This window comes from Melghiribacillus thermohalophilus (genome assembly GCF_004342905.1).
GTDB classification, from domain to species: domain Bacteria; phylum Bacillota; class Bacilli; order Bacillales; family Alkalibacillaceae; genus Melghiribacillus; species Melghiribacillus thermohalophilus.
The window spans coordinates 22,519-49,080 of the sequence record NZ_SMAN01000010.1 but is presented as its reverse complement, the minus strand read 5'-3'; the positions used below and the strand labels follow the sequence as shown (position 1 = coordinate 49,080).

Sequence of the window (26,562 nt, the reverse complement as noted above, 5' to 3'; positions counted from 1 at the left end):
AGGAAAGTGAGATTTGTACACGGAATTTGTTATTTTTACCGGTCTCTTTTTAACGGTTTTGCGGATTTGAGCCTCTCCTTACCCATAAGCATGCATTGCCAGCGAATTGTTATTTTGTAAAAATTACCTTATACTGTTGTAAAAAGGTGGTTTCTTATGATGATCAAAAATAAAATTCGTTTCACATCATCCTTGATATCTATTGCAGGGCTGACGATTTTACTATTAAGCTACTATATTCATGCATCCGTAATATTCATAAAAGGAATGTTTTTTACATCACTCCTATTCATTGGAATTGGTCTGGTCTTCAGTTTTTTCGCAATCATACGAAAAGAACATGGCCTATTCAAATATTCGGCTATCGCTGTTCCGGTTCTTATCCTGTTAGGAGTAGCCCTGGTCCCTCTATTCATGGGGATGTTTGGGTTTAACAATCCTTAAACATCAATAGGAGGGAGGGGACGAACCCCGCCCTCCTACCCCATCGTACAGTCAAGTTTTTTTGATGAACGATTGACCCATTTTAATGGTGGACCTGTTTAAATGGATGTGGATACGAAAAAACTTTAATCTGCAGGATATCTGGTTGCTTACATAGATTCCTGACGTTACCGCTTCCAAGTGACATATTTTTATTCCCTAAAGACCCTGGTTGTTATTCTCTTTAAAAGTGATGCGGATAATGCAGACATTGCCTTTTGCCCAGAGGACGATTAACAGGTATGCTATCCCTTTTCCAGGTCAATCAGCAGCCAATTGAACGTGAGATCACGGTCATGTTGGAATACATGGCCTGTCCTCTTTATGATTTTGCTGGTCAGTGTACGCAATCAGCTCATTTAAATCATACGGAATTGCGCTGAATGATATATTTGAAAATGGACGAAAACCAGATATATACCATATCCTGAAATGACACCCAAAAAATTAAATACGATATCGTTTATATCCACAATTCGTTCAGCCACACCAGTCGAGTAATTCAGTACAAATTGTGTTCCCTCAATGATGACTGGAAATAGAATTGCCCAGAGCAGCACCTGGCGTTTTTTTGTGATGTTTTTAATCAACGGAAGCAAGAAGCCAAAAGGCGCAGTCAAAATAACATTGAGTATAGCATTTTCGAGAGAATTGTTTTGAAACGGAATGAGATTCAGTATCTTTATGACTTCTTCACGGTCTGAAAGTTCAGATACGAGTCTGATTGGAAATAACGTATGTTTCGCAACCATACACATGTATATATAGAAAAGACTCCAAAACAAAATGTAATAGGAATTCACTTTAACTTTCACTTTCATGATCAATAGAATGAACAGTAAAATCATCCCTGCCATCATCAGATAGGGACCCTCAAAATAAATAGCCATCCGATCACCCCATCTCATTTACTATTTAATAAAATATGAATGTATATGGTCCCCGCAATTTTCCAGTTGCTATCTGTCTAGTATAAATAAATCAAGATCATTGGAGTCAGAGTTTTTATTTGCTGAATCAGGAAAACGTCATGAATGATGCATGAGGTGTTCTCGGCGTAGCCGTTTCGAACCAGGCATCGTGATGATCAAACTTTCTTTAAAATGGACTGGTGTTTTTCAGGTTTAGATGTTTTTTCGTAGATCGTAGACATCCAAAGGCCTTTCCCGGCTTCCATGTTTTGCTAACCTTTTACCATTCATATTATATTCATAAGTTGATGAAGCAGTAAAGTTTGGAATAATTGTAAAAAAGGAGGGAAATATTTATTGCGGCTTCCTGTGTTATTTAACATCATATGGTTCTAACTGTCTTTGTTAGCGGATTCCAATTTATTACACAGGTTAGTATGATTTGCGGATTTGAGAAATTTATTAGGAGGTGTTCAACCATGATGCTATTGATTCCGGTCTGGGGAATCATTCTGGGGACCATTCTGTTTCTGTTTGTCTTCATTTTATGCAAGAAAGCTAAACAATACCATTTAGCTTCACTCATTACATTTCTGTTTTCCATTCTCGTGATTGCTTACGGCTATATCATCGTCAGGGGATTTGAAGGATTTGGATACTTGCTTTTAGGTGTTGGTATCTTATTTCCCGGTATCGTCGGTACGATCTGGATTCCTAAACGGGCAAAAAAACATACAAACCAGTCTTCATTCAATCAACGGGATAAAATTCTTTTATTCACACTCCCGGTTCTGTTTTTAGGTACGATCAGTTTAATGCTTTTGTGGGGATAAAATGGGTCAATTCCAGCCGCGGTGAACCTACCCCGGCTGGATTCTATTTTCACGTGCAAAAGAAAAAGACGAATGATTCAGTGCTGTCACTTGTCGAACTTCTTTTCTTATTCTCAACATGCAAAACCCTGGCAAATCAGCGGAAAGGGCAAGAAAAGCTTTCCGCTTTTTGCGTCTAATCACCCCTATCTTCCATTCCGACAGTTGCCAGACACCTCCCGAAAATTCCCGAATCTTAGTGATTTTTATCGAATAGCCTTCCTTTTCTCCTTGAATACCTTGTAGTCGAATGGTACACTACCTTCGTGAACGAGTGGGGAATTCGAGGGAGAGGCGTGAGACGATGCAGATATTTTTAGGTATCCTTGCCATTCTTGTGATGCTAGCCATCATCATCCATTTCTTTGACTGGGTTTTGATCATTGGGGGAACTTATCTGCTATATCAGGCAATTCAGGCTTTTAGAGGAAAAATCGAGATGAAAAAATACAGAAGAGTGCTCAGTATCATCTTTGGCTCTCTTATTTTTCTCACCGGTATCGGAATGGCTGCCGGTAGTAAAGTTGAAGAAATATCTCAAGACGAACCGCATCATGTAGAAAGTCAGGATAATGATAAGGAACAAAATCATGAAGAACAATCCTCTACTGTCGAGGATAAAGATGAACCAGGTAAGGAAGAAAAGCAGCCAGATAATGACCCACAACCAAACCGTTCTGAAAACAAAAATGGTTCAGAAACCAACAACATTCCTGATTCATCCACACAAGATCAAAAGTCGGCCGAACACTCATCGGATGAACAACAGGAGACAACCGGTGATCAGGAAACAGATAATCAAGGGGCCGCTCCGGGTGAACCTGAACAAGATCAGGGAATTCCAGCAACCGTAACCCGGGTAGTCGATGGAGATACCCTTGAGATATCGATGAATGGGAAGACGGAAACCGTCCGTCTGCTGCTCGTGGATACCCCGGAAACGAAGCATCCATCGAAGCCGGTTCAGCCATTTGGACCTGAAGCATCACAATTTGTCAAAGATAAACTCGAAGGCAAGCAGGTACATGTAGATGTCGGGATTGAAGAACGGGATCACTATGGACGAATTCTCGCGTATGTCTGGATCGACGGGGAAACCATTCAGGAGAAGCTTCTAAGAAAGGGACTGGCCAGAACCGCTTATCTTTACAATGATGTCAGAATGCTCGAGGAATTTTATGAAGCACAGGATATCGCCATGCGTAAAGAAATAGGCATCTGGTCCATTGAAGGATATGCTTCCCCGGATGTTGATGATGGTTATCATTATGAAGAGATCAGTCAGGATACAGGTGTTGAACAGAGTAACAGAAATGAGCAAGTATCTGAAGAAGATTCTAGTAGTGCGGATGAGTATGAATATGACCCGTGGGGTCCAGACCGGGATTGCGGGGATTTCTCCAGCTGGGAAAATGCCCAGAAATTTTTTGAAGCTAGAGAAGGTGATCCCCACAGATTGGACCGTGACGGAGATGGAATCGCCTGCGATAGCCTGAAGTAGTGTTGATAGGCGTTATTTACACACGTAAGCAAAACCTTGAAATGACAATGGAAAGGGCGTATACCCTTTCCATTTTTTAAAATCAGCCCAATGTTCCGTTTGACAGGTGACAGTCACCCACTTACCATCTTCTAAATTCAAGATGAACTCCTTTTCCTACGCTGGCCGCCTGTTTCAATATTTCTCTGGTCATTCCATCAATCCAGTAATATTGAGGCTTTGTTCCGAAACAGGTTTTTACTTTCCAGGCTGTGGACAGGTTATTCTTGCCTGCTGTAACCTCTTCTTTACCCTCTACTTCAATCTGGATCATCATTTCCTGTTCAGCATGCGCATGAAAAGCATGTAACCTGAAAATATGGCCCGTTTGTAGAGGAAGGAGTCTCAGAAGCATTTCGACGGAAAAGGAATCAAAACACCCCTGATTTTTCAGTTGAATCGTCTTTTTTTCCGTACCTTTTCTAATCAAGACATGATGATTTTGATACATCGCTTCTATTTGCATGTCATCTGTGTAGCTGAAATAAGATACTGGTTTGAAACTTTCCCTCTCAACAATCGTGATATCCTGTCTGTTCCCCATAACCTTTGAATCCAGTATCTGTTCTCTCTTTATAACCTTACGTCCATGAATGGTTATGGGCTTGATCTTTTCTTCTGTCATTCCAATCATGTTTTCCATTCCCTGTTCCACTAGCACGACTTTCTTTTGGTCCACTGATTCCCCAGGCATCATCCACCGAAAACGGGAGTCACCAGTTTTGATCCATTCCATACCCTCATCCCTTTAAAACAGATTACATTTTCGGTCAATTATAACACATATACTAACAAGCACACTCAAACGTAAAAAAAACCCGGCATTTTGCCAGGCTGAAAAAATCACCTCAAATAACAGGCAAGTCTGCACCTGCCTAATTGATACGGATGGATCGCGCTTATCGTATATTCAAATATACATTTAACAGTTTTTTTATTTGCCTCTCATCTTCTTTATTCCTGGTTTTTATATGATATTGGTCCCCGGTCAGTTCCACGGAATATTCCTCAAATCCGCGCTGGTTCAAATAACGTTCAACATCGGAGGGCTGATCATTTGGGGTTAATAGCGGTTTATAGCCTACATGATCACCATTTACAAAAACCTCGTATCGATCATGGGAAAGTTTTGCATCTTCAACATCTGCTGCTCCACGAGGAAACGGTGGGAGTCCTCCGTTAAACATGGTTATCACTCTTTTCGTTTTTTTTATTATTTGCCATGACTAGAACTTCCTATACATTCCCCCCAGGATACCGTAAGTGGAATGTCTGATTCTCGGCCAGTTTTTTTAGGATCAATTCCATTATGGCGGTAGTCGAATGCTGGATGGATGTCATTCACTCCCCGCTTCCCAACAAATATTTCATAAAAATTCATTCCATCAGTTCCAGGGAGTAAAAACTTGATTGTTGGCATAAAAAACGATGCCCGGGCATTTAAGAAAGCGGTTTTTCCATATCGATCATATTCTTGAACCCTAGATGTTCGTATACGCTTCTTCCAGCCGAGCTGGACCACAATCGCGCCCGTTCTGCCCCTTTTTCTTTGAGCCACGAACATACTTCATCAACCAATATTCGCGCAAGCCCATGATTGCGGTGTTCTTCTAAAGTGTAGACGCTTATAATCCAGCCAAAAAGACTTTGCTCCTCAGCCAGTGGAAAGGCGTATTCCGTTCTGATAAGACCACCAGCACAGGAAACGATATGATCTTCGCTGTCTATGGCAACTCGAAACCTGAGATGGCCTGATGCGGTCTCTTTTAGAAACATGTTCTCAACTTGTTTAACCCTTTGAACATCAGGTTTTGGTATTCCATCGAGTTGTCCCATTTCACATGCCATCCTGAACCAGAAATCTGCCAGAATGGGAAGTTCGTGATCGGCAGCCCAGCGTGTTTGATACATGCCATTCCTTCCTCTCATGAAAAAATATGTTCTCAAAAAGGGGTACACATCCCTATTCGGCTGGCACCCCTGATGCGTTCATCTTTTTTTTCTTCGGTTTGTCTGGTAATTTCGGCCCGCGCTGTGGCCTTTTCGGATGACCATTTGGCCATAATTCTCCCTTGAAACTGACTGTGTTCCAGAAACCAATTGGCACACTGCTATACATTTTCAAAAAAGAGTCGAACGACATCAGCCCCTCCGATAAAGGTTCCAAGGGAGCTGCCAAGGTTCGCCAGGACAATAACCAGCAAGATTCGGGTGACTTTATTATTCCAGAATCCTTTCATGCTGTGAACATCTTCCGCAAGTGCTTCAAAATCTCCCACGTTCGGCCGTCTGATCATAGCCTGTACAAGCCCTGCAAACCACCCGGCGGCAAGCAGCGGATTAAGGGAAGTAATGGGGGCTGCGACAAAAGCGGTCAGAATCGCCAGCGGATGGGCAAAGGCAATTGCCGCACCAAGTGCTGAAAAAGAGCCGTTCCACAGCACCCAGCTGATGGTCTGCTGCATTCCAGCTGACGGATTTGCCAGAAACGTATATAAAATAACCGAGACAATTAAGATCGGGATTGCCCAGCCAATCATTTTTGGTGTCTTCGATTTCGGAGGCACTTTTGACAGCCTGGCCAGATTATGTTCTTTATGGATTTCTTTCTTAATGCCCGGAACATGGGCTGCTCCCACAACCGCAACCACTTTTTCACCAGAAGCCTCTTTAATTTTCTGGGCCAGATATTGATCCCGTTCATCAATCAACGGTTTCTTCAGGCGAGGGAAGTGTTCCGTAAATTCGTTCAACATGGAATTTAGCATATCCTGTGATTTCAGCCTCTCCAGTTCCTCCTCTGAAATTTCCTCCTTACTAAAAATGCTTCCAACAATCTGCATGAGGAGCTGCGCTTTTCCCCAGAAGCCCAGATTACCCCAGATGCGCGAAAAGGTGACCTGAATATTTCGGTCAGCAAGCACCAGTTCAGCTCCCACATCCTTTGCGGATTCAATTCCCTGAATCATTTCCTGTCCGGCCTTGATGCCGAACTGTTTTGCCACCCGCTTCTGAAAGGAGGAAATCACCAGGTTCATCAGGAGCAATGTTGCCCTTTTTTCTTTGATGACCTTAAAGATGTCCATCTCCTTCCACTGATTGCCTACCATGATGGACTGATAGCGTCCTTGATCCAATTCCACACACACTGAATCTGGCTGCTCCGCTTCAATCACTTCTTTTACTTCTTCGGCGCTTTTTTTGGAAACATGGGCCGTTCCGATTAAGATAATTTCTTTATCATCTAAATGAATTCTCGTGACATTCTGTTCCATGAACCCTACCCTTCCTTTACGAAATCCCGTCAGTCAAGCTATTACACTTGGAGTTCGGATTAACCTGTCTCTATTTTATACTGTATCATGTTCACACCTTTCCCTCCATAAAAAATCACATGATATTTTCAATACTACCCATTTCCCCATGGTAAAAACGCCCGAAATGGATATACATGAAAGAAAAAGAACATTTCCCCTATGAGCCCTTTACATTTTTTAAAAAACCATTTAATATGTTTGATTAAAGTTTTAAGAATGTTTCGAAAAGGTGTGAGTCCATTGGATTTTGAGATCTCCCAATCTCTCAAACATTTGCCTGAACAATTTTTTGCCCGGCTGGCATCGGATGTTCAGCAGTATGTTCAAAAAGGCTATGATGTGATTAACCTGGGTCAGGGAAATCCTGACCAGCCCACTCCGGAGCATATCGTCCAGGCGATGCAGGAAGCGGTCGCCAAGCCAGAATATCACAAGTATTCCCCCTTTGGCGGTCAGCCCTTTTTAAAAGAGGCAATTTGTGAATTTTACAGGCGTGAGTATGGGGTCCATCTTGACCCTGAAAAAGAGGTGGCCATTTTAATCGGTGCCAAACACGGGCTGGTTGAGCTTCCCCGGGCACTCTTAAATCCCGGAGATATGGTGCTGGTGCCTGACCCCGGATATCCGGACTACTGGTCAGGAATTGCCCTGGCGCGGGCGAGAATGGAAAGAATGCCTCTTACAAAAGAGAATGAATATCTGCCTGACTATGATTCAATCCCGGAAACCGTCAAACACCTGGCCAGGATGATGTTTCTAAACTACCCCAATAATCCAACGGGAGCAACCGCATCCCCGGCATTTTTTAAGGAAACCGTGCGTTTTGCCAGTGAAAACCAGATCTGTGTGGTGCATGACTTTGCTTACGGGGCCATCGGGTTTGACGGGATCAAGCCGCCAAGCTTCCTCGAAACGGACGGGGCCAAAGAAGTTGGGATTGAAGTATATACCTTATCCAAAACCTACAATATGGCCGGCTGGCGGATTGCCTTTGCTGCGGGAAACAAACGTGTGATTGGGGCTTTGAACCTGCTGCAAGATCATCTTCACTGCAGTGTGTTCAGTGCGATTCAGGAAGCAGCCAGAGTGGCCTTGACCGGCTCTCAGCAATGCGTAAAAGAGTTAAGGCAAATGTATGAAAAGCGCAGAAATAGGTTCATAGAGGCAGCAAAAGACATTGGCTGGCATGCAGACGCACCAAAGGGATCTTTTTTTGCCTGGCTTCCGGTTCCAGACGGGTATACGTCGGAATCCTTTTCACGTGAAGTTCTGGACAAAGCTCATGTTGCTTTTGCTCCGGGAAACGGTTTCGGTGAACATGGCGAAGGGTTTGTCCGGGCAGGATTGTTGACAACAGAAAACCGGATGAAAGAAGCGGTTCAACGAATAAAAGATTTGGAGATTTTTTGAAAGAACTCCCGGGCTGGCTCCGCATGGCCGGCCCTTTTTTCTTTTTCCAGCGGTACTGGTACCCACCACATTCTGCAAAATAGAAAAAATTATGCTTACAGTAAAGAGAAAATTTGTTTTACAAGTGCTGGACTACTGAGGATAAATACAAAAAATTTTAAGGGCGAGGCTGAATAGAAGAGAATGATACTTGGTTTTACAGGTTGACAATAGCTTTTTTCATCACTTCGATATCGATCTCATGCTTTTTGACGAGGGCCGTTACATCATCAAGCTTTTTTTCAATGGTCTGCAGCTTTTCTGTATTTTTGACAACTTGAGAAAGGATGGTTTTCTGATTTGCTTCCACCTGATCGAGCCGGGTTTCGAATTTGTCGAAACGGGTTTCTAACTTTTCCAGATGCGATTCGAGCTGACCCAGACGTGACTCAAACTTATCCAGATGCGATTCGAACTTACCCAGGTGTGACTCAAACTTATCCAGACGTGATTCAAGCTGACTCAGACGCATTTCAAACTTACCCATACGCGAATCGAGCTGACCCAGACGCGTTTCAAGCTTACCCATACTAGATTCGAGCTGACCCAGACGCGTTTCAAGCTTACCCATACTAGATTCGAGCTGACCCAGACGCGTTTCAAACCTATCCAGACGTGATTCGAGCTGACCCAGATGCGATTCCAACTTATCCATGCGGGTATAGATTGGGGCAAGCTTCTCATCGAGCATATTCGAAAACATCTTCATCAATTTTTCTTCATTCATCCATTTTCACCACCTTTCTTAAACTATAATATATCAAAAATTTCTTAAAAAAAAGTTACAAATCTTTTTAAAAATTTCCCAGTAATCATCGTGTCATACACTGTCCATGTAAGCTTCATGTGCCCATTCCGTTAAGATTTCCCACTTATTACAATATACTTTCCGAAAAATCATTAGGGGATTTGCCTCAACTTTCTATAAACTGTTTAAAAATCGTAGAAAAGTGCTACTGTAAAGTACCATATATAGATGCATTCCCACCTCATTCTCTTATTTTTGCATCGAATGGAAGGGAGGTGATCGAAAGACCCTTTCATTCCGATCTGAACTTGATCCCTCCTAGATATTTCGATACGGGAAGGGATTGGTAGACTTCAAGATACAGAAACTTGGAAAATATAACACGATGCCAAAAATGTGTATTTTCCATGTATAACGGAATGTACCAGAAAAAACATATGAATATGCAATCTTATCTAAACTCTCATAAACGATGAGCTGTTTGAATCTCTGAAAGTAATGCTGGACGGAAAATATACCATAACGTATTCGGCCAGATTTGTTTCCTTTATACTTTTCCAGACTTTCAAATTCCTGGTCAGGACTACCTCATCCGTTTAAATTCACGAAGAATCCTTAGATTATTCAGGGTCAGAATCCCTTTCCACTCATCCCTTGCTTTTGGCCAGTCTTCCTCATAATTCCCAAACCAGTCCCAGTTTGGTGCCCAGTTTCCTTTATCTTCCTGTTTATTAATTAAATAGTCGAGGTTTTTCTCAATGAGTGAATTGTCCACAACTTCTAAATATGGAGATTTTGGTGAGTCAATAAACGTTAAAGGGGTAGCGCTGTACTCCTCCCAATCCTTTTCACTCTTTCCGATGACCTGTGGAATACACCTTTTCAACTTTTCATAAACTGTTTCTTTTGGAGGATCAGCCAGACGCACCGCCATCCGGTCAAAACACAGGATTTCATGCATATCCATCTTATCGGGATAAGAAAGCAATGTATCAAGGGCCCGACCGGTCAACTCTTCCAAAAATTCTCTCGGCACTAGTTCGGCATATTCGTGAAGATACCCAATAATCTCTGCGGTGGGATTTCCCCAATCGCCTTCATTTTTCTCCTCCGAAACATGCCACCAGGGTGCGTGGGGATAATCATTTACCTTTTCTGGGACAGCCATCCAGCATCCTTTTTGTTCATCATATGTCTGTAAAAAATATCGGATTCCCTTCTCCACCATTGGGTGACTGGCATCCAGACTGATCCTGGACATAACCTGAAAAGCCACAGTTGTGGCTAACGGCGAAGAGTCGGACAGCCTGAAATCTGGTTCCAGACCATGTCCAAAACCTCCGTCTTCGTTTTGAAAAGTGTTCAATTCCTCAACAACCTTCTCCCTGCTGCCATTTTCAAATTCATATGCATACAGTGCTGCTTCAAGCGGGCGTGCCTGATGGATTAAAAACTCCCGTGCCTTTTGGGCTTGTTCTTTTGTCATTTTCATTAAAAATTCTCCTTTTCTATTCTAGATTTTCCCTCTTCTGTGTCTTTTTGCCAAAGTCGTATGAGCGTAAATGATGGTCTCAGCACTTTTTTGGTTTCAGATGCCACAGACCATTTGGCTTAGGGAAAAGATGACGGGTATAATGATGACCAAACCACCCATCGACTTTTACTTGCCAGGTGACATGATGAGTTTTCCAGGATTATAACGACAGGAAAGGGAATTCATGAATATTTATATCATTACAATTAAACAAAGCTGACTTTCTTAATCAATCGTCATAAACTGTTACCTTAGGCCAGATATCACTCCATTGTTTTTCAGTAATTCGTTTTTGATAAATGTCCATCAGTTTTTTAGACGCTTTAAAATAGGGGGTAGGCCGGACTTCCATGTTGATGACATCTTTTACACCCCATGGAGCGGCTAATTGTATTTCATTGCTTTTATCTAATTTGATGCCTAAGGCCGTGACAGTTTCAGGGAACTTTGAAATACCATCTAAAGCAGATTCATAAGGAGGAATTTTGTTGATCTTGTGCATTCTGGCTTGATTTTTAACGGACCAGGGAAGACCAGGCCAAATCTTATCCAGCTCCTTTTCAATCTTTTTTTCTTCCGATTCACTTACATGTTGTTCATCAAAAAAGATTACATCAATATCGCGGACTGGTGTTCTTTCTTTAAATCCATGCAAATTGTCCCAAATTTTGGATCGAATGAAGCCAGCACAAATCCACCAATCTGGTAAATTCATAGACTTAACAGCTTTTAATATGTCTATTATCCATTCATCATGGTGAAAAAGTTGAATGATATCCTTCTCATCTCTCAGTTTCACTTTACTTCCGTCCCCCTTACCAAACAGACATGCGTTTAACCATCCATATTTTTACTATTGTACCATATTTCATTGAACAAGTGTTGGATAACGAATGGGAATTAAGGCGATGGAAATGATCTTTTTCAGGTGAGAGTTAACTGATCCGTTTCTGCTAAAAAGCCTGCTCCATATAGAACGGAAGCAGGCTTCATTGTTTTATTCTGATTTCATTAGCAAATATAAAAAATACGGTGCCCCCAGGCAGGAGACTACAAGACCAACAGGAAGCTCAGACGGCATAATAATGACTCGGCCAATCAGGTCAGCAAGAAGGAGTAACAAAGCGCCGATGAGCGCACTGGTCATAATCAACCGTTCATGCTGGGGACCCACCAACTTTCTTGCAATGTGCGGGGCAATGAGTCCCAAAAACGTAATATTGCCACTTACGGCAACAGCTGAACCGGCCAGAGCGACAGCCAGAATAATCAACAGCTGCCGCTCCCTTTCCACGCGCATTCCCAGCCCAGTAGAAAGTTCATCACCTAAATGCAGAACATTCAGTGATCTGGACTTACACATCACAAATGGAATCAACAACAACACAGATGGAACAGTTACCGTAACATAATCCCAGTTCGCAGCCCATATACTTCCCGAAAGCCAGACGAGTGCTTTCATAAAGTTGTTGGCTTCCATCTGCAGCTGAATGACAATGAGCAATGCAGACAAAATGGCATTAAGGGCTACTCCTACCAGCACTAACCTCAGCGGGGAAACTCCCCGGTTCCAGGCAAAAACATAAATGAGTACAGCTGAGAGCATAGCTCCTGAAAAGGCAACGATCGGCAGCAAAACTTTAGACGTCAGGCTCAGTGACTCAACGGTTCCCCCGGTTAAAAAAATAAAGGTGACGATCGCCACACTGGCACCGGCGTTAATGCCAATGATCCCCGGGTCAGCTAATTCATTCCGGGTAATCGTCTGAAAAACAGCTCCTGAAACCGCAAGTGCCGCACCTGCCAAAATGGATAGAATCATCCTGGGCATCCGAAAATCAAAAAATAGTAAATGATGATTGTCAGTCCCCCTGCCCAATAATGTTTGAACCATTTCAGCAAGTGATAACCGAATCACACCCGAATTTAAGGAAATAAAAAAAGTAACGATGATCAGAACGATCAGGACGATGACCTTGCTTTCAAATGAAAATCGGTTTTCTTTCTGCATCATTTGCCCCCTTCCCTTCTCGCCAGATATAGGAAAAAGGGACCACCAAGGAGAGTTGTAATGGCTCCAACCGGCGTTTCAAATGGTGGATTGACCATACGCGCCCCAATATCTGCAACGACTAACAAAATCGCACCGAGGACACCGGAAAAGGGAATGATATACCGGTAGTCCACTCCGATTAACATTCGGGCGATGTGGGGAACAATCAGTCCGACAAAGCTAATGACTCCGGCGACAGCAACGGACATCCCTGTCATAACCAGAATAACCAGGGCTCCGGTCACTTTGACGATTAACGTTCGCTGTCCTAGCCCCTTAGACACTTCTTCCCCTAAACTCAGCACGGTTATTGATCTGGCAATGATCATCGATAGGGCAAAGGCGATCACACCAATGATCACCATGGGATATACGTACACCCATTTTACACTGGAAAAACTGCCAGCAAACCAGAAATTCATTTCTTTGGCAACGTCAAAATGAATCGAGATAGCTGTAGAAAGGGATGTAAGAAGTGCACTTACAGCAGCACCTGCCAACACCAGTTTAACAGGGGTTAACCCTCCTCTGGACAGGGCACCTGCCCCAAAGACCAGTGATGCACCCAGCAAAGCCCCTAAAAATGCGGCAGTCATCAAGGATGTGGTGGATAAACCAGGAATAAAAGCAAAACTGACAGCGATGGCAAAGGCAGCACCACTGGTAACACCCATAATCGATGGGTCTCCGAGTGGGTTTCTTGTCATTCCCTGCATAATCGAGCCTGAAATAGCTAAAAATGCTCCAGTCAGTGCACTGGCAATCGTTCTTGGAATGCGCACATCCCGGATAATCTGGTGTTCTGTTAATTCGGGATTAAAATAAAACAGGCTTTCCCATAGGACAGGAAGATCAATACTGGCCACTCCAAGAGAAATGGACAGAAACACGGATATTGACAAAACCAGGAAACCAATCAGAAACCACCAGAAATAAGTCTTTCCTGCTTTCTTTTCAATGACCTGTATGTTTTCTCCATGTTCATCTTTTCTTTTCTTGATGCTCATATAAATACCTTCCTTCACTGGATCAGCATATGCGTCTGTCAGTCCTGTTACTTGAACCTTTCGTCATTGGCTGCATATGTGCTGAATTCCCGTGTTTCATCCACTCTTCCTATCCATTCATGTAGGGGACGCCGTTTTTTAGGTTCAGGTACTTCATCCGGGTCAAAATAGCCTAAGTGAACCGTACCTATAATCCGCTTCGATGCAGCTATACCAAAAGCGTCCCTGAATTGATCATCCAGAATATAAGGATTGGTACGCCACACCGCACCAATTTGTTTCTGCCAGGCCAGCAGCTGGATATTTTGAATAAACGTTGATGTAGCACAAATGGACTCCAGATCTTTTTTTTCATCTTGAAAAACATCTGTAGCCACAATAAGGCTGACAGGTGTATGGAGCATGACTTTCTCATAGGCTTCCTTGATTTTTTTGACCTTTTCATCAGAATAATCTGCAAGAATCTGGTTGCGTTCATAGCTTTCAAATACACATTTCAAAAAATATTGATGTTCTTCCAGCGTTGATGCAATGGTTACTGACCAGGGCTCAACTTTGCTGTGGTAAGGAGCAAATGAAGCCTTTTTTAAAATGTCATACACCCGTTCAAGGTCGATTGGATCGCTTTTCGGAATTCGAATGGTACGGCGGGAAGTGATAATCGATTCAAGTTCAGACATCATAACCTTACACTCCAAGCTTAATTCGTTTTTGTTCATCCTGATTGATCAGGTCATACGTTAAACAAATCGGTTTGTTTAAACGGGGATCTTGAACAATTTCAGCATCAATGTGAAATACTTCCCTTAAATGTTCTTTTGTCATCACTTCATTGGGATTACCGCTGGTCAATATTTTGCCATTACGCATGGCAATAATGTAATCAGCAAATCGGGAAGCATGGTTTAAATCATGTATAACCATGACAATGGTACGATGTTCCCTGCGATTTAACGAGTACAGGATTTCCAGAATTTCGAGCTGATGTGCAAGATCCAAATAAGTTGTAGGCTCATCCAGTAAAATCAATTCGGTTTCCTGGGCGAGTGCCATGGCAATCCAGACCCGCTGCCTCTGACCGCCGGAAAGTGCATCGACCGAACGATGCTTGAATTGAATGGTCCCGGTAATTTCAAGGGCCCAATCAATCATTTCCCGATCCCTGGCTGTTAATTTCCCAAAACCTTTCTGGTAGGGAAAACGCCCATACGAAACGAGTTCGTAGACGGTTAATCCGCCGGGAGCAGAAGGTGTCTGAGGAAGAATGGCCATTTGTTTGGCAATTTCCTTTGTAGATTGTTTTAAGATCTCTTTTCCATTTAAATAAATCGTTCCTCCATCTGGCTTCATAATGCGGGCCATAGATTTTAGGAGTGTGGATTTACCGCACCCGTTCGGACCAATAATGGTCGTAATCTTCCCCCTGGGAATGTCAATATTGAGCTGGTCGATAATCGTTGACGTACCGTAGGAAACGGTTACGTTTTGTCCCTGTAAACTATGCATGCCATCGCCTCCAGCTTAAATGGGATTACCTATAGCCACCTGATCACTCCTGGCTGCCCGTGATTTTTTCCACCATCAGCTCAAGCTGAGCTTCTAATGAATATGGGTCAGCATAATACATGTGAAGGAAGTTCATGAGATATACCTGATTGTTCTTAATGGCATCCAAATTGCTCCAGACCGCACTAGATTTCATTTTTTCAAATAGTTCTTCATCTGGACCCTGGGCCTGAGAATTATAAGTGGTAATAAACATGTGATCCGCTGCGTATCCAGGCAATGCTTCAAGAGAAAGTTCTTTATACTGAGTGCCCTCTCCGATTAGCTCCTGCATTAGTGCTGGCGGATCTAACTGTAATGCCCGGTAAAGCACATGACCTCCCCGGCCCCAGTTATCCCCGAAAATATAAATTTTTTCATCCGCAATTTCATAGATTCCAAAAGTTTCGCCTTCTTCAATAAAAGGTTTTATTTTTTCCCGTTCAGCGGCTGCCTTTTCTTCAAACGAAGCAATCCAGTCTTCTGCTTCCTGTTCTTTGCCGATAATTTCAGCGATTTTTCGGAGCTCTCCGTAAAAATCTCCTTCAGAAGCGTAAGGAATCACAATTGTCGGTGCAATTTGATTTAATTTTTCATAGTTTTCATCTGATTGCACAACAATTAGATCGGGCTGAAGCTGCAAAACTTTTTCAACGGAGATCGGTGCACCTATATCTTCAATCCCATCAATCTGGTCCTCAATAAATGGATTGCGAAGAGACCATTCATTGGCTCCGACTGGTTTAACCCCAAGTGCGAGAAAATCGGCGAGATATAGATCCGTCACGATACGTTTCGGATTCGCCGGAACCTCCACTTCCCCTTTGACTGTTTCAATAACTCTAGTTTCATCATCTGATGCAGAATCACCATCAGAATTGGAATCCGATGTTTTTTCGCTGGAATCTGCTGTTTCATTTTCGCCGTTTGTTTCGCCGGCACAGGCTGACAGCAGCAGAAGGAATAATAGACTAATGATACTCCAAAATATAAGGCCTTTCTTTCTATTCATATATACCCCTCCCGGTTGACATTGAGAATCATTATCATTTTCATTTAAAAATGTTATCACAAAATGATTGCATCTGTCTATCTTTTTTTGAAAATGATTCTCATTTAAGGAGATTATATATTACAACCGGGAAACGTTTTCTGATTTATTTTCTTCATGACAAAAAAATCAGAGGGACATCTGCCCCCTGATGATAGCTGTCCTACTTTACTCTTTTGTCTGATTCGGGTCCGTTCCTGGTATCACACAGCCTTCCGGACCGCAAATCATATCCCCCTGTTTCTTCGCTTCTTCCGCTCGTTCCTTTTCCAGCTGTTTTTGCTGCCACTCGATATCGATTGCAGGAGAAAATTTTTCCGGATAACGAATATACCAGCGCTGTTTTCGAATTAAAAAATTATCCGGATCGAGCAGCAGTGCCTCATCGAATTCCTTTAAAGCTTGATCTTTTTTTCCGTTATGCACATATTCCATACCCAGCTTAAATTTTGTCTGTGCCAGCTGCTTTTCTAAATCACTGATCTGCCGGGCTGGCTTGTAATACGCATCATCCAGTTCCACTGTCTCTGCTTCTTCAGTTATAAGCTGTTTGACGGCATCCGTATGTTCTTCATTGGAAACATACAATCCCTGCTGGATCATTCGAATGTTGCCTTCCTCGTCAATAAAAATTCCATTGGGAACAATTTTAAATCCAAAGAAGTTCGCTAATTGATTTTCAGCATCCACAACCGTTATAAAAGGTCTGTCTTCCGCGTAAGGTCTTGCTGCTTCAGGGCCCTGAACATCCACTGATACTGACAGAATCTGAAAATTTTTATCCTTATACTTCTCATAAAATTTCTGCCATCCAGGCAGATGATTCCGGCAGCGTCACCAGCTGGCCCACATAAAAATCAGCGTCTTTTTGCCCCGGAAATCCCGTATGGAAACCTGATTTCCATTTAGATCGGGCAGCTGAACATCCGGTATCGTTTTCCGTAACATGGTTACCTCCCTCTCAAAATAGTTTCTACTTCACGTATTCCTTTTTTGGCAAATTCGAAAACTTCCTCTTTAAAAAGGTTTCACAGACATTAAAATGATGAGAATGACAGCAGATGAATGGAGAATCCTGTTTAAAGTCCGAAGACTATGGTTGATTTCAGTAAATGCATATGGAAGGTTTGGTTCCTTGTGGTTTTCAAGGGACTCAGCCGTTTTTCCCATCTTCTTCGGCAGTATTCCTGCTGAAATCGCCTGAACTGCCACGTTCAGAATTGAGAGTTCTTGATCATTCCACCGAAATGAAGCAGTAAATGTAACATGCTCTTTATACCCGTTTTCGAATCTGAAAATTGTCTTGCAATAAAGCCCAGTTTTGCGGGAACGGATAGCCAAGAACCCAGTAGCTGATTCCCCTCAAGCCATACTCCTTGACCAGATCAAATTTGGCCTGTGCACTTCTTGCATCTTCAAACCATACCTCATGGGCACGCCCCTGTTCATCGGTGTAACGGAAAAACGGGGACTGAGCGGTTGTATCGTATTGGATCTCAGCACCATATCGAACAGCCCGCCGGACGGCTTCCTGCATATCAAACGTTTCCGCTTCCTGACCTTGAACATGGGGGAGGAGCCAGTCGCGGGCATACAGCTGAAAGCCCATAAAAATCTTGTCAGCTGGCATGACGGATACAGCAAAATCAATAACCCTCCGTATCTGATCAAGGGGCGAAATGGCACGTGGCGGCCCCAGCCGATATCCCCATTCGTAGGTCATCAAGATCACAAAATCAGCCATCCTTCCATGGGCGGCATAATCATGTGCTTCATACAGGAGGCCAGGCTGATCCGGACGGGTTTTTGGAGCGAGTGCAGTGGAAACAAAATACCCTTCCGGATGGAGGCGGTCAACCGCACGCTGCAAAAATTGATTGTACCGCTCCCGGTCCCGGGGATACACATTTTCAAAATCAATATTTAAGCCGAGATACCCCTTTTCCCTCATCACGCGGATCATGTTGGTAAGCAGACGTTCCTGAAGTTCCGGACTTGCCAGTATCGTACTGGCCAGCTGCGAACCTGGATCCCGGTACGTAAAGTTGGTGATGGACATCATGGGGACAACCTGTTGATTATAGGAAGCCAGAATCATGGGGTTGTCGTTGATGGAGGTGAGTCCTCCATCTGCCTGAATAATGTAGGCAAATGGCGAAGAATAGGTTAAATACTCTCCTCTCTGTCGAATGATTTGAGCTCCTTCATTCCCCATATTGATGAGATAACCATTGACATCAATGGCGGGATTTGGAAAAGGAATGATCAGACGTGTACCTGGATAAATGAGGTCTGGATTCTGAATCCGGTTTTCATTGATGATCGACCGGGTAGTTGTTCCATAACGCCGGGCAATCTGCCATAACGTTTCTCCAGGCTGAACCTCATGGATCCTGGGAGGAATGATTAGCGGGGTTCCCGGATAAATAATGGAAGGGTCCGACATCTGGTTTGCCTGCACGATCGTGTTTACGGTTACGCCATATTGCCGGGCAATCTGCCAGAGGGTTTCCCCGGGACGAACGATATGCTGACGGTCTGGAGTTGGAATGACGAGGGATTGACCTGGAACCAGCTTATTGGGATTGGGAAGTTCATTGATGCTGGAAATTTGAGCAGCGTTGACTCCAAATCGGTTTGCGATCGTCCACAATGTATCTCCTCTCTCCACTACATGGATAAACATGAAACGGTACCTCCTCAAACGAAATCAATCATAACAGTATATTCACCCCCTCTGTCCCAATATGAAAAGAGAACGATGCCTGTCATCTGTCGATTGTCAGGCAGTTGTAAAAAAACCGCATTCTCTTCCGAAATCACTGAAGGAATGCGGTTTTTCCGTAACGATTTCTCGACAGGTAACAGCCACTATATATCGGCTTTATCTTTTTATTGAAAGGCCTGGGTGATGTCATAGTCAGCGGGATCCAGCTCTGTTTTCATTCCAAGAGCCAGTCTGGCTATCTCCAATCCTAAAAATGGTCCGGCCGTTAATCCGGTGGAGCCGAGGCCATTGGCAACGATTAAATTTGTATAGGTCGGAGCATAGCCAAATACCGGAAGATATCCCGGAGTATGGGGACGAAATCCGACTCTCGTCTCCAGCAGCGTACTGTCTCCAAGACCCGGTGCTACTGCTAAGGTTTTTTCTAAAATTTCTCCGACTCCTCCGGCGGTTGGCCGCAGATCAAACCCTTTACCGTCTTCATGAGTTGTACCCGCGATGATCCGTCCATCTTCAAAAGGAAGAAAATAATAATGCTGGGGCGGGATGACCACAGGCCAGTTATCGGTGTCCGTTTCCTCCAGCCTTAAATGTAGAATCTGGGCCTTCTGGGGAACGACTGAAAACGTTAACCCAATAGGTTCCAGAATTTCCTTTCCCCAGGCACCTGCTGTCACAATGACCTGATCCCCGCTGATCTGTTCGCCATTAACTTTCACGCCAGCGACTCTGTTTCCATCCGCAATCAGTTCCCCATTTCCCTGAATATATGAAGCACCCTGTTTCTTTGCCGCACGTAATATGGCCTTCCGGAGTGCCCTTCCATTTACCCGAGCTGCGCCAGTAATATGCAGGGACATATAGTCGCCTTCCGCCAGAGGGGGAAACAGCCTTTTTGTTTCTTCCCTGGACATACAAGTAATGTCTCCGATTTCCGGAGCCGTCTCCTTCCTCGTTCTTACCAGTTCCTCCAGCGACCTTACCCGCTCTTCATCCGTATGTAACCGAAGAGCTCCCACTTTTTTATAACCTGTATCTTGCTCCCCTTCATCTTCCAGTGCTGCAATCAATTCCGGGTAGTATCGGGCACCGGATGTGGCCAGCCGATACCAGGCCTTATTCCTCCGTCTGGACAGCCAGGGGCAGATCATACCGGCTGCTGCATCAGTAGCCTGACCCGGGTCATTTCTGTCGATTACAGTAACCTCGCCCCCTTCTCTTGCTAAATGATAAGCTGCTGCCGCTCCTAAAATTCCTGCACCTACTACGATGATACGAGTCATGTTTTACACCTTTTCTCTATTCATTTTCTACAGTTATTGTACAGGACATCTTCTGTTTTTTAAACGAATTCACCATTTTTTCTAATAGGACGTCCTATAAACTTTACCCCGCAGTAAATGAAACAAGGATTTCATAATCACCCATCTGCTTGACCAGCTGCATCTTTTGCTTAGTATGAACTGATTCTAAAGCATGTCTTTCATAGAATTTTTTCTGTCATTTATTTTACCGTAAGCACCTTCATTGCATAACAACACAAAATGTTACATAATATTATTATTAACATGTAATATGTAACATGAGGAGGAAAACATGAACTTTGTTGATCCGATTCGGAATATTGAACATATCAGACACATGAAACGGTATTTAAAAAAACACTCCTGTAGAGACTATTTGTTGTTTACCCTTGGCATTAATACAGGACTTCGAATTAGTGTTCTTCTTAGATTGACGGTTTCAGATATCCTGACTGAAAATTTGACGCCAAAAACTTATTTATTAGCGGAAGATCAAAAGTCTCCAATATACATAAATTCTTCTGTAAAAGATGCCCTTCTTCATTTTCTAGATCACACCGAAATTTCTTTTGACAGCTATTTATTTTTTTCCAATAGCCCTTCTAAGCCCCTTACCAGGCAGCAGGCTTACCGAATCATTAAAAAAGCCGCCTGCGAAGCCGGAGTTGAAGCAAACATAGGCACCCACACTCTCAGAAAAACCTTTGGATATCATGCCTACCGTCAGGGAGTGGCAATATCTTTGCTTCAGGAACGATTTCATCATGCTACCCCATCAGAGACCCTGCGATACATCGGGGTCCTAAAGGAAGAAAAACACGTTCCGCTTATAGACGTGAGACTTTAAGAGGTGATTGAATATGCCAGGATTAACTAGTCCAGATTCTACAGTTCTTTTACTCGGTCTTTTCCTGATTGCCGGAGTACTGACGGCTAAATTTTCAACACGAATGGGGGTCCCTGCACTCGTATTATTTATTGCAGTTGGCATGATTGCCGGGAGCGATATAACTGGCTTTATCTATCTGGATAATCCGTATATCGCGCAATTGATTGGAATATTAGCGCTGATCATTATTTTATTTGAGGGTGGATTGCAGACAAAATGGACAACCGTAAAACCCGTTATGAAGCCAGCTATATCACTGGCCACGATTGGGGTAATCATTACTGCTACCATTGTAGCAATAGGAGCGAAACAGATACTTGGTATATCCTGGGCCGAAAGCTTCTTATTCGGTGCCATTGTCGGTTCTACTGATGCGGCCGCAGTATTTGCAGTATTAAAAGGACAAAATATAAAAAATCGACTTACGGCAACCCTGGAGGCCGAATCCGGTTCCAATGATCCAATGGCCGTATTTCTGACCCTGACATTAATTGAACTTTTACTTATTGATCATGAAGGTATTTTTACCCTGCTCACTTCTTTTCTGGTACAGATGGGGATCGGGATGATCATCGGACTGGGATTCGGAATGCTGGCATCTTTTTCAATTAATCGCATTAATCTCGATTCCAGTGGATTATATCCTGTATTTGCCCTGGCATTTGCTTTATTAACCTATAGTATGGCTGCTCTAATGGGAGGAAGCGGTTTATTGGCTGTCTATATTGCCGCCCTTGTCATCGGCAACCAGGATCTGACTTATCGCCATTCCATTTTTCGTTTTAATGAAGGATTCGCCTGGATGATGCAAATTTTAATGTTTATCATTCTGGGATTACTCGTTTTCCCGAGTCAGGTTTTTCAATTGGACATCATATATAAAGGACTCTTACTTTCTATTCTTTTGATGACTGTGGCAAGGCCAATCGCTGTGATTTTATCGACGTTAAAGATGAATTTTGACATGAAAGAAAAAATTTTTTTGTCATGGGCAGGACTCCGCGGGGCTGTTCCGATCGTTCTGGCTACCTTTCCCCTGACTTCAGGTCTTGAAAACAGTCAGCTCATGTTTAATGTAGTTTTTTTCGTTGTTTTAACGTCTGCTCTCATTAATGGTTCAACTATTAAACCTCTTGCTAATAAATTGAAGCTAACTGGGCCGGCCCGACCCAATCCAGTTCATTCGTTAGAGCTTGTGTCAATCGGAAAGGCTAATGCAGAAATTGTAGAATATGAAGTGAATGAAAAAACTTCGGTACTCGGGAAAACCCTTGAGGAAATTCCGTTTTCAAAAGATATTCTGGTCAATGCCATCATTCGAAAAAATGAATTAGTAACCCCTACCGGGAAAACCCACGTGAAAGATGGAGATATATTATATATTCTGGTTCCAAAAAAGAAAAAGAACGAATTGAAGCGGATTTTGAATGAACCGTCAACGGAGTTAAGTAACAGAAGTGAATGATCAATGGAAGATCTTTATTTTTCAAGCTATATTTGAGAAAGTGACATACTCCTACCACCTGCGCTGACGCTTAGAGTCCTTTGGATTAAAAGGATGGGAAAAAGCTCAAAAGAAAACGAAATGAGGCCGGGCTAAAAAAGGAAGAGACGGTGGCAAAGACGAACAACTTTGCAACATCATTTACGTCGTCCATTTGCAAGACACCTGCGGGGACAGCGCGAGCCAAATATCGCGTAGACAACGAAGCAGGACGTGCCCGCGGAAAGACAGGAATAAAGGCGGAGGCGACTGTCTGGCCCCGAAAGTGCTGGAAACCTGTGAGGAGGCTGTTGCCGCCACAACAGGACAGAAGCACCCCAGGGGCCAGTGTAGCAGCTGGATCATCCTCCCCTGCATTAGTCCTTTTTCACAAAATTCTCCGGCATGACAACTGCTACCACCTCACCTGTGGCACACAGCGTGTCATTCGCATAAACTTCCGTATGGACTTTCCATTTTTTCGGATGAATCTCTTCCACTGTCCCGACTGCTTTTAGTGGCACATCCTGGGGTGTCGGCTTTAAAAAGTTTACATTCAATGAGGCCGTAACAAATCTCGGAGGCTCCGTTCCATCCCCTGGTTCATGCCCGTTTTTTCTATGTAACGCAAGAGCGGCAGATCCTGTGCCATGACAGTCAATCAGCGATGCAATCACTCCTCCGTATACGAAGCCAGGAATCGCTGTATGTTCAGGCTCTGGTTGGTAAATGGTCACGGTACGATCTCCATCCCAGTTCGTCTTAAAATGGTGACCTTTTGCATTCAATCGCCCGCAACCATAACAATAAGAAAAATCGTCAGCATAGTAGTCCTGAATTCCTTTTTGCACTTGTCCTTTCATCTTTCTCCCCTCTTTTTTCTGCATATTATAACACATATTTGGGATAAGGTTTGTAATTTTTCGCCATAAATCTATAACTCGCTGATTTTATGTTTTTCTACATATTTTATATATGGAACTCGATTTGAGACAAAGAATTGACATGATTTTATAAACTATTTCAGTCTGAAATGGATCAACTGGCATGAAAAGCGATGAAACATGAATGGTTGCACCAGCTATTCGAAAACACGAAGTTTAGGTGTTACACCCATCTCCCGCTGATACATAGACTAATATAAGAGCTTAATTTGCGATACTGAAAATAAATCAGGGGTGTTTAGAATGAGTTATAAAGTGAGTCCACAAAGCATAGGATTCAATCCCGCAGAAGCTGAACGGGCAGCCAGAGCGATGAATCAATATCTGGCTAATCTTCAAGTGTTGTTTATCAAGTTTCACAACGTTCACTGGAATGTAATCGGGATGAGTTTTTTTGACATCCACGAAAAAACCCAGGGGCTTTATGAGCATGTGGCTGTGGAGATTGATTTAATTGCAGAACGGATTAAAATGATTGGCTTCTATCCGGTAGGGTCGCTAAAGGAGGCCTTAAAACTGGCAACCATTAAAGAATTGCCCAGCAACGTTGATCTGAATGGCCCTACAGTTGCAAGCATCGTCGTTAAAGACCTCCGGAAGCTAATCGCCCAACTGAGGGAAATCAGCCAGAATGTGGATAGCACCTACACCGGCGGGTTCATTGAGGATGCCCTATCTTACTATGAAAAACAGCACTGGCTGTTCAGCGCTTATTTGACAAAGGAATAGCTCATCAAAGAAGGTAAAGAACCAGTTATGACAGATATTCATAACTGGTTTTTGTGTTATGCTGTAAATCGCTTGGCCTCTTGAGCATTGATCAAACCTTTTTTCTCCAGATAATATAAAAAAACTTCCCTGGATGTTAATCGGGGCGTGTACCCAAATTCCGTTTTCAATTTCTTGTTGTCGAGAACAGGACGATAACGGAGAAAATTCACCTGTTCCTCCCCGTACTGCGTCAGGGATAACCGCTTCAGGACAAACAAACCCGTTTTTACAAGCCATGCCGGGAGCCTCAGGACTTTTTTATTTAAAATCGCTCCGATCTCATCAATGGTCAGTTTTCCGTCTCCGGCTACATTAAAAATCCCGGTTTTTTCTTCCGTTATTCCCTGAACCAGACATTCCACCACATCCTGATCCCAGATGAAAACAAAGGGACTGTCCGAACCCGCAATTCCCAGCATCACCTTTTTTTCAAACAAAGCGGTAATCTGATTATTAACGGTTTCTCCTAAAATAGTGCCGATCCGAAATATCACCTGTTCAAGCTCCGGATATTCCTCGGAGTAGGAAGCGAGCATCTCCTCAACAAGCCTTTTATGATAAGCATAGGAAAACTCCTCATTCCCTCTCAGGGCCTGATCTTCTGTAATCCATTCCGGGTTGTCCGGATAATAGCCATAGGCCGCCCCGCTGGATGTGATCACAAATCGTTTGACATGATGTTTCACACAGGCTCGAAGCACATTTTCCGTTCCTTTTACATCAACCGAATACTCAAATTCCCGGTTGCTTTTTTTCCCGGGGGTGACAATGGTGGCCAGGTGGACTACGGTATCGATATGATTGGTTCTGATGACCTCTTCCACCTGATCCGAACGAACATCCAGCTGAACATACTCGACTTCTTCCCCTGCTTGAAACGTGGGCGTATCCCGAATATCGGCAGCAACAATCTTCCACTTTTCTTTGCGTTCCCTGTTTAATTCGATCAGACGGTTGACCAGCAAATGGCCAATATACCCTGATGCTCCTGTGATAAAAATATTCATGTGGACAGCCCTCCATTTACTGGAATATTGGGTTTCGGCTCTCTTTTGGACCAGAATCCCGCGAGTGTCAAGCCGGCGATAATATGCCAGATGGACCACCAGGCCGCTACAATGGCCATTCCTCCCAGTCCATCAAAAAAGTTAAAAATCAAAATCAGTCCCAGCCCGGAGTTTTGAATCCCGATTTCAATGGAAATGGCCCGCCTGTCCGATTCGGGCAATCCAAAGGCCCGTGATGAAAAATAACCAAGACAAATCGCCGTCAGATTATGCAAAAATACTGCGATTACTACCATGCCCACATACTCCAGAAAATAGTTAACATTCGCAGCTAATGCACCAAGTACAAACAGAATAAAAAAGACAATGGAAAAGCGTTTCATCCATTTATTGGCCTTTTTCGCCCAGTCCGGATATCGGTGATGGATATACATGCCGAACGCAAGGGGAATTCCCAGCAAAATCACAATGGTCACGAACAAATCAACCGGACTGATGCTGAACGACCGCAATAAATCACGGGTCGGTTTGTATAATGAACCCCAGAGCATGGTGTTCAGCGGTGTCATCACAATGGCCAGGGCTGTTGAAATGGCGGACATCGTGATGGATAATGGAGCATTTCCTTTCCCTAAATAGGTTAAAAAATTCGAAAGATTTCCGCCCGGGCAGGCGGCAACCAAAAACATTCCTAATGCAATGCTGGGCAGGGGTTGTATGATTATCACAAGCAAATACGTAAAAGCCGGCAGCAAAAGAAACTGTGCGCTTAATCCGATCAAGGCGGGCTTCGGGGTCACCAGCACGCGCTTAAAGTCAGACGGCTTTAAGTCCAGTGCCACACCAAACAAAATAAATCCGATTAAAATGTTCATCATCATCAGGGTGGCCGGACTGAAGTTTAATTGTACCTGATCAATTCCCAT

At 43.4% G+C, this 26,562-nt stretch carries 26 protein-coding genes; 7 read left to right on the top strand and 19 right to left on the bottom strand.

Annotated features, from left to right (window positions below; genetic code table 11):
• Positions 1–159: 159 nt before the first annotated feature.
• Positions 160–444, top strand: coding sequence for a hypothetical protein (locus EDD68_RS08455; RefSeq protein ID WP_132371814.1), 285 nt, complete (start codon positions 160–162; stop codon positions 442–444).
• A 398-nt stretch (positions 445–842) separates the two neighbouring features.
• Here EDD68_RS08455 and EDD68_RS08450 read toward each other — a convergent pair whose 3' ends face one another.
• A complete protein-coding gene (locus EDD68_RS08450; protein ID WP_165902116.1) occupies positions 843–1,373 on the bottom strand; it encodes a VanZ family protein in 531 nt (176 codons plus the stop codon).
• 500 nt (positions 1,374–1,873) lie between these two features.
• On the opposite strand from EDD68_RS08450, the gene EDD68_RS08445 reads away from it, so the two are divergent.
• Together EDD68_RS08445 and EDD68_RS15415 are read left to right on the top strand one after the other, a co-directional pair.
• Positions 1,874–2,227 (top strand): YesK family protein, encoded by a 354-nt coding sequence (locus EDD68_RS08445; RefSeq protein WP_132371812.1) that lies wholly within the window; start codon positions 1,874–1,876, stop codon positions 2,225–2,227.
• A 343-nt stretch (positions 2,228–2,570) separates the two neighbouring features.
• Positions 2,571–3,767, top strand: a complete 1,197-nt coding sequence (locus tag EDD68_RS15415) for a thermonuclease family protein (protein WP_132371811.1) — start codon at positions 2,571–2,573, stop codon at positions 3,765–3,767.
• 121 nt (positions 3,768–3,888) lie between these two features.
• On the opposite strand, the gene EDD68_RS08435 is transcribed toward EDD68_RS15415, so the two are convergent.
• From EDD68_RS08435 to EDD68_RS08420, 4 genes are all read right to left on the bottom strand, one after another.
• Entirely contained in the window at positions 3,889–4,542 is a 654-nt protein-coding gene (locus EDD68_RS08435; protein WP_132371810.1) for a DUF3108 domain-containing protein, read from the bottom strand.
• A 163-nt stretch (positions 4,543–4,705) separates the two neighbouring features.
• The gene (locus EDD68_RS08430; RefSeq protein ID WP_132371809.1) at positions 4,706–4,993 is read right to left on the bottom strand and encodes a hypothetical protein; all 288 of its coding nucleotides are present in this window, start codon (positions 4,991–4,993) and stop codon (positions 4,706–4,708) included.
• 253 nt (positions 4,994–5,246) lie between these two features.
• A complete protein-coding gene (locus tag EDD68_RS08425) occupies positions 5,247–5,717 on the bottom strand; it encodes a GNAT family N-acetyltransferase (protein ID WP_132371808.1) in 471 nt (156 codons plus the stop codon).
• A gap of 200 nt (positions 5,718–5,917) precedes the next feature.
• Positions 5,918–7,081: a TraB/GumN family protein gene (locus tag EDD68_RS08420; protein ID WP_132371807.1), complete on the bottom strand. Its 1,164-nt coding sequence runs from the start codon at positions 7,079–7,081 to the stop codon at positions 5,918–5,920.
• Between the two features lie 258 nt (positions 7,082–7,339).
• Here EDD68_RS08420 and EDD68_RS08415 point away from each other — a divergent pair, with 258 nt between their 5' ends.
• On the top strand, positions 7,340–8,533 hold the full coding sequence (locus EDD68_RS08415) for a pyridoxal phosphate-dependent aminotransferase (RefSeq protein WP_132371806.1): 1,194 nt from the start codon (positions 7,340–7,342) through the stop codon (positions 8,531–8,533).
• A 196-nt stretch (positions 8,534–8,729) separates the two neighbouring features.
• Here the strand turns inward: EDD68_RS08415 and EDD68_RS08410 are convergent, their stop codons facing one another.
• The 11 genes from EDD68_RS08410 to EDD68_RS08355 form a co-directional block, all read right to left on the bottom strand.
• Entirely contained in the window at positions 8,730–9,299 is a 570-nt protein-coding gene (locus EDD68_RS08410) for a coiled-coil domain-containing protein (protein ID WP_132371805.1), read from the bottom strand.
• Positions 9,300–9,903: 604 nt separating this feature from the next.
• Positions 9,904–10,812: a hypothetical protein gene (locus tag EDD68_RS08405; protein ID WP_132371804.1), complete on the bottom strand. Its 909-nt coding sequence runs from the start codon at positions 10,810–10,812 to the stop codon at positions 9,904–9,906.
• A 271-nt stretch (positions 10,813–11,083) separates the two neighbouring features.
• Positions 11,084–11,653 (bottom strand): nucleotidyltransferase family protein, encoded by a 570-nt coding sequence (locus EDD68_RS08400; RefSeq protein WP_207902561.1) that lies wholly within the window; start codon positions 11,651–11,653, stop codon positions 11,084–11,086.
• Positions 11,654–11,851: 198 nt separating this feature from the next.
• Positions 11,852–12,865, bottom strand: coding sequence for a FecCD family ABC transporter permease (locus EDD68_RS08395; RefSeq protein ID WP_424399162.1), 1,014 nt, complete (start codon positions 12,863–12,865; stop codon positions 11,852–11,854).
• Positions 12,865–13,914, bottom strand: a complete 1,050-nt coding sequence (locus EDD68_RS08390) for a FecCD family ABC transporter permease (RefSeq protein ID WP_132371802.1) — start codon at positions 13,912–13,914, stop codon at positions 12,865–12,867. The genes EDD68_RS08395 and EDD68_RS08390 overlap by 1 nt, the downstream gene beginning before the upstream one ends.
• A 47-nt stretch (positions 13,915–13,961) precedes the next feature.
• Positions 13,962–14,597, bottom strand: coding sequence for a nitroreductase family protein (locus tag EDD68_RS08385; protein WP_243646807.1), 636 nt, complete (start codon positions 14,595–14,597; stop codon positions 13,962–13,964).
• 4 nt (positions 14,598–14,601) lie between these two features.
• Positions 14,602–15,420 carry an ABC transporter ATP-binding protein gene (locus EDD68_RS08380; protein WP_132371801.1) on the bottom strand — a complete coding sequence of 273 codons (819 nt, stop codon included), beginning with the start codon at positions 15,418–15,420 and terminating at the stop codon, positions 14,602–14,604.
• A 43-nt stretch (positions 15,421–15,463) separates the two neighbouring features.
• Positions 15,464–16,471 (bottom strand): ABC transporter substrate-binding protein, encoded by a 1,008-nt coding sequence (locus EDD68_RS08375; RefSeq protein WP_132371800.1) that lies wholly within the window; start codon positions 16,469–16,471, stop codon positions 15,464–15,466.
• A 207-nt stretch (positions 16,472–16,678) separates the two neighbouring features.
• Positions 16,679–17,458, bottom strand: coding sequence for a redoxin domain-containing protein (locus EDD68_RS08370; protein WP_243646806.1), 780 nt, complete (start codon positions 17,456–17,458; stop codon positions 16,679–16,681).
• Between the two features lie 325 nt (positions 17,459–17,783).
• Positions 17,784–19,196 (bottom strand): glycoside hydrolase family 18 protein, encoded by a 1,413-nt coding sequence (locus EDD68_RS08360; protein WP_132371797.1) that lies wholly within the window; start codon positions 19,194–19,196, stop codon positions 17,784–17,786.
• A 206-nt stretch (positions 19,197–19,402) separates the two neighbouring features.
• Positions 19,403–20,521 (bottom strand): NAD(P)/FAD-dependent oxidoreductase, encoded by a 1,119-nt coding sequence (locus EDD68_RS08355; RefSeq protein WP_132371796.1) that lies wholly within the window; start codon positions 20,519–20,521, stop codon positions 19,403–19,405.
• Between the two features lie 313 nt (positions 20,522–20,834).
• On the opposite strand from EDD68_RS08355, the gene EDD68_RS08350 reads away from it, so the two are divergent.
• Together EDD68_RS08350 and EDD68_RS08345 are read left to right on the top strand one after the other, a co-directional pair.
• On the top strand, positions 20,835–21,389 hold the full coding sequence (locus EDD68_RS08350) for a tyrosine-type recombinase/integrase (protein ID WP_132371795.1): 555 nt from the start codon (positions 20,835–20,837) through the stop codon (positions 21,387–21,389).
• A gap of 13 nt (positions 21,390–21,402) precedes the next feature.
• On the top strand, positions 21,403–22,896 hold the full coding sequence (locus EDD68_RS08345) for a potassium/proton antiporter (protein ID WP_132371794.1): 1,494 nt from the start codon (positions 21,403–21,405) through the stop codon (positions 22,894–22,896).
• A 395-nt stretch (positions 22,897–23,291) separates the two neighbouring features.
• On the opposite strand, the gene EDD68_RS08340 is transcribed toward EDD68_RS08345, so the two are convergent.
• Positions 23,292–23,777, bottom strand: a complete 486-nt coding sequence (locus EDD68_RS08340) for a PaaI family thioesterase (protein ID WP_132371793.1) — start codon at positions 23,775–23,777, stop codon at positions 23,292–23,294.
• Between the two features lie 324 nt (positions 23,778–24,101).
• Here EDD68_RS08340 and EDD68_RS08335 point away from each other — a divergent pair, with 324 nt between their 5' ends.
• Complete coding sequence (locus EDD68_RS08335; protein WP_132371792.1) at positions 24,102–24,587, top strand: Dps family protein; 486 nt, start codon at positions 24,102–24,104, stop codon at positions 24,585–24,587.
• 56 nt (positions 24,588–24,643) lie between these two features.
• Here the strand turns inward: EDD68_RS08335 and EDD68_RS08330 are convergent, their stop codons facing one another.
• On the bottom strand, positions 24,644–25,636 hold the full coding sequence (locus tag EDD68_RS08330; RefSeq protein ID WP_132371791.1) for an SDR family oxidoreductase: 993 nt from the start codon (positions 25,634–25,636) through the stop codon (positions 24,644–24,646).
• A complete protein-coding gene (locus EDD68_RS08325) occupies positions 25,633–26,562 on the bottom strand; it encodes a bile acid:sodium symporter family protein (protein WP_132371790.1) in 930 nt (309 codons plus the stop codon). Before EDD68_RS08325 ends, EDD68_RS08330 begins: the two co-directional genes overlap by 4 nt.